Annotated in this window: 13 protein-coding genes; 5 read left to right on the forward strand and 8 right to left on the reverse strand. The window is 66.7% G+C overall.

From position 1 onward, the window contains the following. Positions 1–33: 33 nt before the first annotated feature. On the forward strand, positions 34–651 hold the full coding sequence (locus tag B0T44_RS12360; RefSeq protein WP_077115241.1) for a TetR/AcrR family transcriptional regulator: 618 nt from the start codon (positions 34–36) through the stop codon (positions 649–651). Here the strand turns inward: B0T44_RS12360 and B0T44_RS12365 are convergent. Both B0T44_RS12365 and B0T44_RS12370 read right to left on the reverse strand, forming a co-directional pair. Continuing rightward, on the reverse strand, positions 578–1,522 hold the full coding sequence (locus B0T44_RS12365) for an amidohydrolase family protein (protein WP_245839201.1): 945 nt from the start codon (positions 1,520–1,522) through the stop codon (positions 578–580). The two genes, B0T44_RS12360 and B0T44_RS12365, sit on opposite strands and share 74 nt — an antisense overlap. Before the next feature lie 85 nt (positions 1,523–1,607). Further along, on the reverse strand, positions 1,608–2,687 hold the full coding sequence (locus tag B0T44_RS12370) for a nucleoside hydrolase (protein ID WP_077115242.1): 1,080 nt from the start codon (positions 2,685–2,687) through the stop codon (positions 1,608–1,610). A 288-nt stretch (positions 2,688–2,975) separates the two neighbouring features. Between B0T44_RS12370 and B0T44_RS12375 the strand changes: the two genes are divergently transcribed. Next, on the forward strand, positions 2,976–3,329 hold the full coding sequence (locus B0T44_RS12375; protein ID WP_245839200.1) for a transposase: 354 nt from the start codon (positions 2,976–2,978) through the stop codon (positions 3,327–3,329). A gap of 75 nt (positions 3,330–3,404) precedes the next feature. Here B0T44_RS12375 and B0T44_RS12380 read toward each other — a convergent pair whose 3' ends face one another. Then, positions 3,405–4,835 carry an SDR family NAD(P)-dependent oxidoreductase gene (locus B0T44_RS12380; RefSeq protein ID WP_077115243.1) on the reverse strand — a complete coding sequence of 477 codons (1,431 nt, stop codon included), beginning with the start codon at positions 4,833–4,835 and terminating at the stop codon, positions 3,405–3,407. A gap of 200 nt (positions 4,836–5,035) precedes the next feature. Between B0T44_RS12380 and B0T44_RS12385 the strand changes: the two genes are divergently transcribed. The 3 genes from B0T44_RS12385 (at position 5,036) to B0T44_RS12395 (ending at position 7,760) form a co-directional block, all read left to right on the forward strand. Then, positions 5,036–6,181, forward strand: a complete 1,146-nt coding sequence (locus tag B0T44_RS12385) for an acyl-CoA dehydrogenase family protein (RefSeq protein WP_077115451.1) — start codon at positions 5,036–5,038, stop codon at positions 6,179–6,181. Then, on the forward strand, positions 6,165–6,833 hold the full coding sequence (locus B0T44_RS12390; protein WP_081512029.1) for a TetR/AcrR family transcriptional regulator: 669 nt from the start codon (positions 6,165–6,167) through the stop codon (positions 6,831–6,833). Before B0T44_RS12385 ends, B0T44_RS12390 begins: the two co-directional genes overlap by 17 nt. Before the next feature lie 162 nt (positions 6,834–6,995). Further along, positions 6,996–7,760 carry a hypothetical protein gene (locus B0T44_RS12395; protein ID WP_077115244.1) on the forward strand — a complete coding sequence of 255 codons (765 nt, stop codon included), beginning with the start codon at positions 6,996–6,998 and terminating at the stop codon, positions 7,758–7,760. Positions 7,761–8,115: 355 nt separating this feature from the next. Here B0T44_RS12395 and ligD read toward each other — a convergent pair whose 3' ends face one another. The 5 genes from ligD to B0T44_RS12420 all read right to left on the reverse strand — a co-directional run bounded on the left by ligD (position 8,116) and on the right by B0T44_RS12420 (position 12,145). Beyond that, the gene (ligD, locus tag B0T44_RS12400) at positions 8,116–9,123 is read right to left on the reverse strand and encodes a non-homologous end-joining DNA ligase (protein WP_077115245.1); all 1,008 of its coding nucleotides are present in this window, start codon (positions 9,121–9,123) and stop codon (positions 8,116–8,118) included. Continuing rightward, positions 9,120–10,205, reverse strand: a complete 1,086-nt coding sequence (locus B0T44_RS12405) for an ATP-dependent DNA ligase (RefSeq protein WP_175647941.1) — start codon at positions 10,203–10,205, stop codon at positions 9,120–9,122. Before B0T44_RS12405 ends, ligD begins: the two co-directional genes overlap by 4 nt. A gap of 150 nt (positions 10,206–10,355) precedes the next feature. Next, positions 10,356–10,754 (reverse strand): cold-shock protein, encoded by a 399-nt coding sequence (locus B0T44_RS12410; RefSeq protein ID WP_425436832.1) that lies wholly within the window; start codon positions 10,752–10,754, stop codon positions 10,356–10,358. 31 nt (positions 10,755–10,785) lie between these two features. Continuing rightward, positions 10,786–11,892: an SPFH domain-containing protein gene (locus tag B0T44_RS12415; RefSeq protein ID WP_077115247.1), complete on the reverse strand. Its 1,107-nt coding sequence runs from the start codon at positions 11,890–11,892 to the stop codon at positions 10,786–10,788. 25 nt (positions 11,893–11,917) lie between these two features. Continuing rightward, positions 11,918–12,145: an NfeD family protein gene (locus tag B0T44_RS12420; protein ID WP_077115248.1), complete on the reverse strand. Its 228-nt coding sequence runs from the start codon at positions 12,143–12,145 to the stop codon at positions 11,918–11,920. Positions 12,146–12,284: the final 139 nt, after the last annotated feature.

Below are 12,284 nucleotides of genomic sequence, written 5' to 3' on the forward strand. Positions count from 1 at the left end.
GCCGGTACGGAAATATTCTGTGAGGCTATCTACATGGATGGAGATGCCCTCGGCCTGCGGGAACGTAAGAAGGCTGAGAAGCGGCTGGAGTTGAGTCTGGCCACGATCCGGTTGGTGATCGACAACGGCTGGAATACGGTCTCCGTCGCCGATATCGCCGCTGCGGCAGGCGTTTCCGAACGCACCTTCCGCAACTACTTCAGCAGCAAAGCGGAAGCTGTGGCCTCCCGGCACCTGGACCGGATGCGCCGGATCTGCGAGGAGCTTCGCTCTCGCCCTGTTGGGGAGCCGTTGTGGGCGGCGCTACCCGGTGCGGTGCTCGCTGAGTTCGAACTGGGTGAAGGCGGTGTCGCTGCCGGTCCGGGGACCGGTTCGCACTGGGCGGAGGGGGTGCGGCGAATGGTCGCTGAGCCAGCGGTGCGGGGCGCGATTCTCGAAGCCGACGCAGTAGCTCGGGACGAACTGGCCGCTGTGATCGCCGAACGCGTCGGTGCCGACGTACAGCGCGATGTGTACCCGAAACTGGTGGCCGCCGTAGTCAGCACCGCCTGCTCGGTCGCCGCCGAACACGCGATCACTACCGAAACTCCCGATTCTGATGCCGTGATCCTGCGCGACATTCTGACGATGCTGGCGGCGGGGCTGCCGTGAGTCCGAACAGCGCCGCCGCATTGTGGTGACAGACGTGTCGTAGCCAGTCGTCGCCGAGACCGAGGCGCTCCAGTGCGGCCAGTGCGTGCTGGTACGGGTAGGGGATGTTCGGGAAATCGCTGCCGAACAGGATGCGGTCGCCCAGATCGAGCAGCCGGCCGCGGTCGCTGGCCGGGAACGGGATATCGGCTTCGGTGAAATCGGTGAACGCCATGGTGGTGTCCAGGTGTACGCCCGGGTATCGCTGCGCCAAGTCGAGGAAGTCGCGGTACTCGGGCATACCCATATGCGCGATGATCAGCCGCAGTCGCGGGAACCGGCGCAGCAGTTCGGTGATCGGTTCCGGTCCGGTGAACGTGCCCGGCGCCGGACCCGAACCGCAATGGATCAGCACCGGGACACCGGCGTCCGCCAGGGCGCCCCAGACCAGGTCGAGCAGCGGGTCGTTCGGATCATAATCGCCGACCTGGATGTGACACTTGAAGATCCGGGCACCCCGCGAGAGCGCGGTTGCCACATACTCGGCCGCATCCGGTTCCGGATAGAAGGTCGCGGTGTGCAGGCAGTCGGGTACTCGTCCGGCGAAGTCGGCGGCCCAATCGTTTAGCCATGCAGCCATCGCCGGTTTGTGCGGATACACCAGCGACGTGAACGCACGCACACCGAAACCGCGCAACGTCGCCAACCGCACCGATTCCTCGTCGCGATAGGTGATCGGCCACGGCCGCCCGGTCAGCGGCCCCGCCGAATCGAAATACGCCCACACCTTGCGCAACACCCGCTCCGGCATGAAATGCGTATGTATGTCGATGAGCCCGGGCAGGCCGAGCCTGCGGTACAACTCGTCGGAAGAGGTGTGCGTGCCGGTCACCGAGCCTCCCCGATTACCGTGGCAACAGGGCTGGTAGCGCCGCCGGACGGGTACACCAACTCGTAGGTAAGAGTGTGCGCGCCGGTCATCGCGCCTGCCCGGAGACCGCCGTAACAGGGCTGGGAGCGGCGCTGGGCGGGTATACGCGGCGGGCGAAATCGCCGACCCGTTCGATCAGCCGGTCGAAGAACCGTTCCTGATCGGTGCCGACCACGATATCGGCGTTGGGTGGGCGGCCCCACATACCCGCCCAGTCGGCCACCGTGGTGGCGCGCGTGAGCGTGCCTGCCAGTTCGACGCCCACCGTCGCGGGCCGCATCCGGGCCAGGCTCGGGTCCAGCGCGACGGCCGCGGCGAACGGGTCGTGCATATGCGCCAGATAACCCTGGTCGTAGGCGTGGTGGAAATCGAAGTAGAACCGCACCGCGTCGGTGAGATGCCGAATGATCGGGTTGCTCGTCACCGAGGATGCGCCCGGTGCATCGTTCGGCGACACCGTCTCCACCGGGAAACTCCCGGCGCGGGCAGCCAGGCGAGTCAGGTGCGCGGGACGCATCTCGATGGTTTCGGTGATGTCGAGTGCGCAGACGATGGGCCGCCGGTCCGCCGGTGCCGCGGAGAAGGCATCGAACACCTCCTTGGCGGCCTCGGGGTCCACATGCACATTCCACTCGTTGGTCGGTGTGGTGTTACCAGGATGGTTGAACGCACCGCCCATGATCACCAGACGACGCAGCAGCCGCGGCAGTCGCGGCTCCGCGCGCAACGCCAGCGCCAGATTCGTCAGCGGCCCGGTGCACAACCCGATGAGCTGCCCCGGACGCTCCCGCGCAAGTTCCACCCACATCCGCGCCGCATCGCGTCTGGACACCGCGCGCGTAGGCGTGGGCAGTTCGGCGTACCCGACACCGCACGGCCCGTGGGTGTCCTCGGTGGTGCGCAGCGGTATCGCCAGCGGTTCGGCCGCGCCGAGAGCCACCTCGATCTCCGGCGCCCGGCACACCTGCAGCCACGCCAGATTGTTCACCGCGACCTGCGCCGCCCCCACATTCCCCGCGGTCGACGCGATCCCCACGATCTCGGCCTCGGGGCTGGCCAGCAGGTACAGCAATGCCAGCGAGTCGTCCACCCCGGTGTCCACATCGACGATGATCTGCTGTCGCACGGCTCGAGCCTAGCCAGCGCCCCGCAGGCTCCTGCCGCGGCCCATCCTCGCGGGTATCAGCCGCGGCCAGAAGCGGCGAGCAGCGCCCACATCGGCAGCGTCGCGGCCAGACGGCGTGCGGCCATTGTCAGGCCAGGCGAAATACCGGCGCCAACGCCACTTGCTGCCCGGGTGCGGGGTAGAGCGGTATTGGTGGTGCAGCTGCCCACACCGAGTACACCGCAATGATGTACCGGCGATCTCAGCGAGGTAAGGGCTGGCAGCTTTGCGTTTTCGTTCTTCACGCGCATGTGGTTTTCACCACCGGGCATCGGGTGTTCACGGCGCGGTACCTGTCACGGTTGGCTCAAAGGCGTTTCCTCGCGGTGGTTGCGGCAGGAGTTCCTCGAACTGGTCCAGCACTACCGGCGGGCACAACACTTGTGGTTCGGCTCCTACTTCGCGGGGCCGGTCGATGGCGCTGCGATCTCGGTGCTGTGGCAGTACATCGAACAGCAGAACCGTCCGGTTCAGCTCACACTCGACCCTGGCGGGGTCCCGCGTGGGCCTTCACCACCGCCCCTGAAGTACGGCACAATAGCCTACCTTCCGGTAGCCGATCGAGATGGTGCCGAAACCACACCCGCCGGCTACCAGGTGTAGCCGAGGAACAGCAGGTGCACGACGGTCGGGTCGGCGAATACCCGGTACAGCACTTTGCCAGGGTAAGCCGCGGTTTCACCAGGGCGAGGGCCGGTAGTCCTTGAGGAAGCAGCCGAACAGGTCGACGCCGTTCTCGCCCTGCACGATCGGGTCGTAGACGCGGGCGGCGCCGTCGACCAGGTCCAGCGGCGCGCGGAATCCTTCTTCGGCGAGCCGGATCTTGGTGTAGTGCGGGCGTTCGTCGGTGATCCACCCGGTGTCCACGGCGGTCATCAGGATGCCGTCGGACTCGAACATCTCCCTGGCGCTGGTGCGGGTCAGCATGTTCAGGGCCGCTTTGGCCATATTCGTGTGCGGATGGCCTGGCCCCTTGTAGCCGCGACCGAACTGGCCCTCCATCGCCGAAACATTGACCACATATTTACGTCGCGCCTGCGCGGCAGCCATCGCTGGACGCAGCCGCGACACCAGGATGAACGGGGCGACCGAATTGCACAGTTGCACCTCCAGCAGTTCGGTCGGATCGACCTCGCCGACGGTTTGCACCCAGCTGTTGGTGTGTGCCAGATCCGGGACCAGCCCGCCGGCATCGATCGCTACACCGCGCGAAATACGTTCCGGGGTGGCGGATCCGGCGATCAAGGCGAGTTCGGCTACCTCGGCGCCGGACAGCGTCGGCGTGAGCGAGCTGGTGAGCGCGCTCGGATGCGCCTGCATGGTCTTGCCGAAGGTCACCGTCTCGGGCAGCTGCCCGGCGGGCAGTGGCGCGGATTCGGCTTCCACCAGGGCGCTGTAGGCGCCGGGGGAGCGGCGCACGGTCTGCGCCGCGTTGTTGATGAGGATATCGAGCGGACCCGCGGCGGCCACATCGTCGGCGAGGGCGACCACCTGGGATGGGTCGCGCAGATCGATACCGACGATGCGCAGCCGGTGCAGCCAATCCGCACTGTCGGGCTGGGCCGCGAACCGGCGGATCGCGTCGTTGGGGAAACGGGTGGTGATGGTGGTGTGCGCGCCGTCGCGCAGCAGCCGCAACGCGATGTACATGCCGATTTTCGCGCGCCCGCCGGTCAGCAGTGCCCGCCTGCCGGTCAGGTCGGTGCTGGCGTCGCGGCGCGCATGGCTCATGGCCGCGCAGTCCGGGCACAGCTGGTGGTAGAAGGCGTCGACCCTGGTGTATTTCTCTTTGCAGATGTAGCAGGGACGCGGCCGCAGCAGGGTGCCCGCGCTGGCCCCGGTCGCCGTCGAGCTGATCGGGATGCCCGCGGTCTCGTCATCGATCCGAGTCGGGGAGCCGGTTGCGGTGGCGGCCACCACGGCGCGGTCGGCGGCGGCCACCGCGGCACGGGCGGTCGCGCGCCTGCGCTGCTTGAGCTTTTTGAACATATGACCGACGGCGTGCTGCACCGCCACCGCGTCCGGATGGTCCTTGTCCAGCGCCGCGGCCTGGTCCAGTACACGTAAGCAGGTGGTGAGGTCGTCCGGATCGATATTCGTTTCGGCCATCTGGAGTGGAGGCGTCCTTCATGAGCTGGGCAAGCAACCGAGCCATTCTGACAAACAGTGCGGTCCCGTCGGCCGGTCGCCCTGCTCGGAAGACAGTTTCCGACACTTGTTGACAGAGCGCCAATAGTTCGGAAGAGTTCGACGCGAACGCCTCCGGCGACGACCGCGCCGGGATGGGCAGACGAGCAGAGGACGCGATGATGGCACGCCCAGCATGGAGTGACGACGAGGTCGAGGCGGTACGGGATCTGGCCCGCAGCTATTTCGAGCGCGAGGTAGTCCCGCACGAGGAGAAGTTCATCGAACAAGGCCACCCCGACCGCGAACTGTACCGGCGCGCAGGCGAACTCGGATTGCTGTGCGCTGCGCTGCCAGAGGAGTTCGGTGGTGGCGGCGGCACCTTCGCCCACGAGACCGCGATCATGGAAGAGCAGGTGCGCGCCGGTGACAGCGCGATGGGCATGCCCGTGCACAGCGCGATCATCGCCCCCTACCTGGCCGAATTCGGGTCCGAGGAACTGAAGCAGCGGTATCTGCCCAAGGCCGCGAGCGGCGAGATGGTGCTCTCGATCGGGATGACCGAACCCGGCACCGGCTCCGACCTGCAGAACATCAAGACCCGCGCGGTACGCGAAGGCGACGAATACGTCATCACCGGTTCGAAGATCTTCATCACCAACGGCTGGCTGTGCGACGGCATCGTCATCGCGGCCAAAACCGACCCGGACAAGGGCGCGGCGGGTGTTTCGCTGATCTTCGCCGAGGTCGGCGACGACACCCCCGGCTTCACCCGCGGCCGCATCCTGTCCAAGATCGGCGGCAAGGGCCAGGACACCGCCGAATTGTTCTTCGACGGTCTGCGGGTGCCCGCCGCGAATCTGCTCGGCGGCGTCGAGGGGCAGGGCTTCTACCAGATGATGCAGCTGCTCGCCCAGGAGCGGCTGGTCACCGCGGTGATGGCGGTCGTGATGGCCGAGCGCGCGGTCGAGTTGACCGTCGAATACACCAAGGGCAGGGAAGCATTCGGCAAACCGCTGTTCGCGATGCAGAACACCAAGTTCGAACTCGCCGAATGCGCCACCCTGGCCCGGGTCGGCCGCACCTTCCTCGACGACTGCGTGAGCAAGCACCTGCGCGGCGAACTCGATATTCCCACTGCTGCAATGGCCAAGTACTGGCTGACCGATCAACTCGGTATCGTTGTCGACCGCTGCCTACAGTTGTTCGGCGGCTACGGCTATATGACGGAGTATCCGATTTCCCAGATCTACACCGGCGCTCGCGTACTGCGCATCCTCGCGGGCAGCAACGAGGTGATGAAGGATCTCATTGCCCGCTCACTCTGACACCACCACCGGACACCTGGACGCCGTCGCACCCGGCGCGGGTGTTCCGGCTCGACGCCGCAGGCTCGAACCCGACCAGCGGCGCGCCCAGATCCTGAACCAGGCCATCGAGATGTTCGGCGAGCGCCCGTACGCGGCTGTGTCCACCGCCGAACTGGCGCAGCGGGCAGGTGTGGCCCGCGGGCTGATCAACCACTACTTCGGTAATAAACGCGACCTGTACCTGGCGGTGGTGCGGCGGATGGTGACATTGCCGAAACCCGATCAGATGGCCGTGCCCGCGGGCAGCGACCAGGAGCGGATCGAGGCCAGCGTGCGCTGGCTGCTCGATACCATCTCCGAGCACGGCAGCACCTGGGTGAAGGTGACCAGCCACGAAGGCGTCGGCGACGACCCGGAAGTGCAGCAGATCCTCGATCAGGCCGACGACGCGGCCGCCGAACGGCTGCTGCAGATGGTCGGCCGAGCCGATTCGGCGCACAGCGAGGCCATGCGGGCGATGGTGCGCGGGTTCGGTGGTTTGGTGAAAGTCGCCGGGCGGGAATGGATCACCCGCGGCACCCTCAGCCGCGAGCAGGTGCATCAACTGCTGGTGGACATGCTGCGGACATTGGTCACCGAATCGCTGCCGAAAGCCGATCGGACCAACTGAACCGTTATGGGTTTCCACGGCGCGTCGTGTTGATCTGTCGGGCTCGGTGACAATCTGATCGGCGGGACGTCGCACGGGAACGGCCTTATCCTTCCTGATGTCGGCGCAGGCCGCGGCCAGCTGCCGCCCCGCCCGGCCGATGGATGTGGAGGAAATCTGGCGATGGCTTATTCGCAGCGCTGGGTGAGTGAACGCTGGCCGGAGGTTCGCAACGACGGCCGCACGGCCCGGTCCGGCCGTGGTAGCAGACCCGACGAGGACCCCGACGACTACGACGAGGCCGAGTATCGCGAGCCGCGGCCGATCGTGAACCCGTACGCGGTCGTGGCGCTGGTCGCCGCGCTGCTGTTGTTGTTCCCCGTGGCGCTCGTTTTCGGTCTCATCGCCTTCAGCCATCCCAAGGGCCGCGTGATGGCGTTGTTCGCGCTGCTGCTCGGCCTCGCCGAAGCCGCTGCCGTGGTGGCGCTGGTGGTGCTGCCCGGTGATGTGGTTTCGGAGGTGAGGTCCCGAGTCGACGCCGCGGCAGCGCAGGTGACCGGCACCGCTGACGCCACACGCACCGGGGAACACGAACAGCCCGCGCCCCCGTCCACCACGCCCGCCCCGGTGCACACGGCGACCGGCCCAGGCACCGCAGCCGAAACGCCGCCCGCGACCAGAGCCACGCCCCTGGTCCCGGTCGCCGCACTGGATACCGCCTGCCCCGAGGCGGGCCTGATCGGGAGCACCGCTACGGGCGCGACCCTGCTGTGCCTGGCCGACGCCACCTCGAGCACCGGATACCAGTGGTCCGGCCCCCATACCGTCGCGACCCAGGTGCAGGAGGGCGGCACCAGCTGCGACGCGGCGGACACGCTGACCGCCAGAACCGCGGACGGCCGGGCTCTGGTGTGCGAGCGGTCGGTGTGGGTGCTGTGGACCAATTGACCTCCGCCTCCCTGAAGAAAGAGGGTCCAATCCTCGCGAGTTGGGTTTCGGTGTTTCACCGCAGACAGCTGGAAGATCGAGCCTTGTGCAGTCTTACGTCCGCTCCACAGGCGCTCATGTCTCCGCTGGCCCGACGGGGACAGTTCGGGACTGGACCATATGCGCTGACCTCCGCCTGAAAGGCGGAAGCTTGCGCACTACGTTCGCTGGGTCACTCCGGTCCCGCGACAGCGACCTTGCCGACGCCTGTCGCGCACCGCTGCAGCGGTTGCGGAGGTACGCATAGAGCGCATGGCCGGAGCGAAGGCGGAGGTACGCATAGAGCGCACGGCCGGAGCGAAGGCGGAGGTACGCCTTAGCCCTGTTCGGCTTTCCTGGCCCGGCTCGGCTGCACACGTGGCGGCTCATTGGGCATCTTCGGATATTGCGGCGGCCACGGCGCATCCATCAGTCCTGCCGCCAGGTCCCGTTCGGACATCTCCAGCAGCGGTGCTATCGATTGCGGCGGCCGGTCGGCCCACGGGTCGCCGCGTTCGGCCAGTCGGGTGGGGACAGTGGCGATGGTCAGCTCGTCGGGGACGACGGTGTCGAGTTCGGACCAGTCGATGGGCGTCGACACCTGGGCCCCGACCTTCGGCCGCACACACCACGCGCCGAAAACCGTTTTATGTGGCGCGTTCTGGTTGTAGTCGACGAAAACCCGCTGACCGCGCTCCTCTTTCCACCAGTGCGCGGTGATCTCGTCGGGATAGCGCCGCTCCAGTTCCCGGGCCAGCGCCACGGCCGCGGACCGCACCTGGTATCCGTCCCAACGCGGCTCCAGTGCCACATACAGGTGCAGACCGCGCGACCCGGAGGTTTTGATCCGGGTATCGATGCCGAGTTCGGTACACAACTCCCGGACGAGCACGGCTGCCCGGCGCAGTTCGTCGAACCCGATACCAGGGGAGGGATCGAGGTCGATGCGGAGCTCGTCGCTGATCCGCAGGTCGGTGACTCGGTTGGGCCAGACGTGGAAACCGAGGCAACCCTGGTTGACCGCCCACAGGATATGCGCCAGATCGTGGGCGACCAGCGCGTCGCTGGTGGTGCCGTTGGGGGTGGACACCTGCACGGTGTGCAGCCAGTCCGGCGCGGATTTCGGCACCCGTTTCTGGAACCACGATTTGCCCGACGCGCCGTCGGGATAGCGTTCCAGCAGCAGCGGCCGGTCGCCCACGACCCGCAGGAACGGTTCGGCGACGGCCTGGTAGTAGCGCACCAGATCCAGTTTCGTCTCCCCGCGCTTACTGAAATACACCTTGTCGGGGTGGCTGATGGTGACGGTGCGCCCGTCGGTATCGATATCGATCGAATCGCTCACCGCGCCACCTCGCTGCCGAAGATCGCGGCGAGTTCGGCGGGCGCCACCTCGTCGAGCTGGCCATAGGTGCACGATTCGGGGGTGCGGTCGGGGCGGAACCGCACCAGCCGCCCGCCGTGGCGGAACCGGCCCGACTGCACATGTTCGTAACGGACCTCGGCGACCAGTTCCGGCCGCAGCGCCTCCCAGGACAGGTCCTTGCCGCCGGTCCAGCGGCTCACCCCGCCCGGCATCTTCCCGCTCGCCGTAGCCTGCGCGGCGGCGTCGGCCCAGTCCCGCCACGGATGGTCGTCCAGGGCACCGGCGCGATACGGTTCCAGCTCACCGAGCAGTTCCTTGCGACGGTCTGCAGTGAAACTGCTGGCCACCCCCACGTGATGCAGGTTGCTTTCCTCGTCGTAGAGGCCGAGCAACAGCGAGCCGACGCCCTGGCCATCCTTGTGGATCCGGTATCCGGCCACCACACAGTCAGCGGTGCGTTCGTGTTTGACCTTGAGCATCACCCGCTTGTCCTGCAAATACTCCAGATCGTTGCCCTTGACCATCACCCCGTCGAAACCGGCACCTTCGAAGCGGGTGAACCAGTCCTGTGCCACCGCCGGGTCGTGGGTGACCGGGGTGAGGTGCACGCGGGCTGGTTCGGTGTTCAGGATCGTCTCGAGCAGCCGTCTGCGTTCGATGAACGGCTCGGCGGTCAGGTCACGGTCGTCGAGCGCGAGCAGGTCGAACGCCACGAAACTGGCCGGTGTCTCTGCGGCCAGTTTCGCTACCCGCGACGCGGCCGGATGCAGTCGCAGCTGCAGAGCATCGAAATCCAGGCCGTTCTCGGTGACGATGACAATCTCCCCGTCCACGACGCACCGTTGCGGCAGCGCCTGTTTCAACAGCTCGGCGACCTCCGGGAAATACCTGGTCAGCGGGCGGTCGTTACGGGAACCGAGTTCGACTTCGGCGCCGTCGCGGAACACCACGCAGCGGAAGCCGTCCCATTTGGGTTCATAGCTCAGGCCCGGCTCGCGCGGGATGGCGGGCGCGGTCTTGGCCAGCATCGGTCGGACGGGCGGCAGCACCGGTAGGTCCACGGTCCTCCTCGGGTCGGTCTCACCGATATCGACGTCGCGGCCGACGGTGATTCATCGGTGCGGCGATCGTATGCGGCCCCACCGACACATCGATGCCCAAGCGCCGCGACGCACCGAACGCCCGAGATTCGGCGACCGGATCGTGCCGGCTCAGCCGTCGAGCCACCCGTGTTCGTCGGCGAAAGCGGTGAGCCGTGCCCGGATGGTGACGATCTCCCCTGCGGTGAGGGCGGGACTGGCATCCAGCAGCAGTTCGGTGATCAGGCGGGTGTGTTCGGCGGCGGTCAGCACTACCGCGCCGCCGGACCGGTCTCTGCCCCGATGCCGCGCGCCGGAACTCGCCGCGCCACCCGCGGTGGTGAGGTTGATCGCCTTCGGGCCGCGGTCGCCTTCGGTGATATCGAATTCGAACACCCGTCCTTGGCGAAGTTCGTCTTCGTCGAGACCGATATCGTTGACGTGGACGAATACATCGGGCCCGCCGTCGTCGGGGCGGATGAAACCGAAACCCCGCGAGCCGTCGAACGATACCAATTTCCCGATGGACACCACACCCGCTCCTCGCGCCGACGCTACCCGGTCACTGTAGCCCCGGCTCCTGCTTGTCGTCGGTGGAAAGCGCCTTTTGCAGTGAATTGAATACAGTCAGGCCTTGCCCCACCATCCCGTTGAGCAGTTCGCCCACCCCGTCGGGGCCGTTGAGCACCGTGAGGTTGGCGTTGGACAGCCCGCGCGCGGCCTGTTCCACGATCAGCGGCAGCTGCTCGATGAGCATCTGATCCAGCGCGATCCGGTTGTGCGAGGCGGCGGCTTCGGCCTGGATACGGGTGCGATCCGCTTCGGCTTCGGCCAGAATCCGCACGCGCTCGGCCTCGGCCTCCGCCGGTTTCACCACCTCGGCCTGCAGCTGTTGTTCGCGCAGCTCGGCTTCTTTGCGGGCCTGCTCGGAGAGGGCGCTGAGGACCTGTTGCTGGGCGAGCGCTTGGGCGAGCGGCCCTGCCGCGGCGGCCTCGGCTTCGGCCTTATCGATATCGCGCTGATACCCGGCCTTCAAGATGGCGGTTTCCCGCTCGTACTCGGCCCGTTTGCGCAGCGATTCCTGTTCGGCCTCCGCCGAGCGTTGCGCGGCCTGCGATTGCGCGATCTGGGCGTCACGTTGCACGGCCGCGTTGTGCGGGGCGGCCAGCGCGGAGATGTAGCCCAGGTTGCCGTCGTCGATGGACTGGATCTGGAACGAATCGACCCACAGGCCGATATTGCCCATCTCCACCTTCGATGCCACCAGCACTTCGTCGGCCAGCCGCTGGCGTTCGCGGATGATCTCCTCGACGGTCATCGAACCGATGATCGATCGCAGATGCCCGGAGAAGATGCGCCCGGTCAGCACCGACATCTCCTGCTCCTGTTCGGACAGGAACCGCTGCGCCGCGTTGACGATCGAGGCGGTGTCGTTGGCTACCTTGAATGCGATCACCGCGCGCACCTGTAGCTGGATCGCCTGCTTGGTGACGCAGCGCTCCATGATTTCGGCCTCGAACATGGCCAGCGACAGGTAGCGAACCTTGCGGAAGAACGGCATCACCCACGTGCCGCGGCCGATGATCACCCGAAACGGTGCGCTGTCCTTGCTCTTGGCGCCACTGACCAGCATTGCCTCGTCAGGATTCGGCACATGGTAGCCGAGCACGTCTGTCTCCCTTGCTGTTACGTCGTCACTCCCGCTGATCCGTGACGAGAGGGATCCACGGCACCACATCGGCGATGCGCCCGGAATCCACGGCGACGATCAGCACGCTGTCTCCGGCCGCGATCGGCTCGGTGGCGCGTGCGATATACAGCTCGGTTCCCCCTCGGACGGCGACCCGGACTTCGCCCAGCATCCCGCTTTCTCGGATCGGCGACACCAGCTTACCGGTCGAACCCACTACGTCGTCGGTCAATGCGCGAACCTCCTTGCCGCAAGCTTATGTTCGTAACACGGCTTGCTCGCCGGAACGAAACCAGATGGGGCGCAAGAGCTGTGCGTATCGGCGGTCAGCGGACCGGAATTCCGGCGTGTGGCAAGGCCGCTGGGGCAGC

Origin of the sequence: Nocardia donostiensis (assembly GCF_002081715.1) — a bacterium.
Lineage (GTDB): Bacteria > Actinomycetota > Actinomycetes > Mycobacteriales > Mycobacteriaceae > Nocardia > Nocardia donostiensis.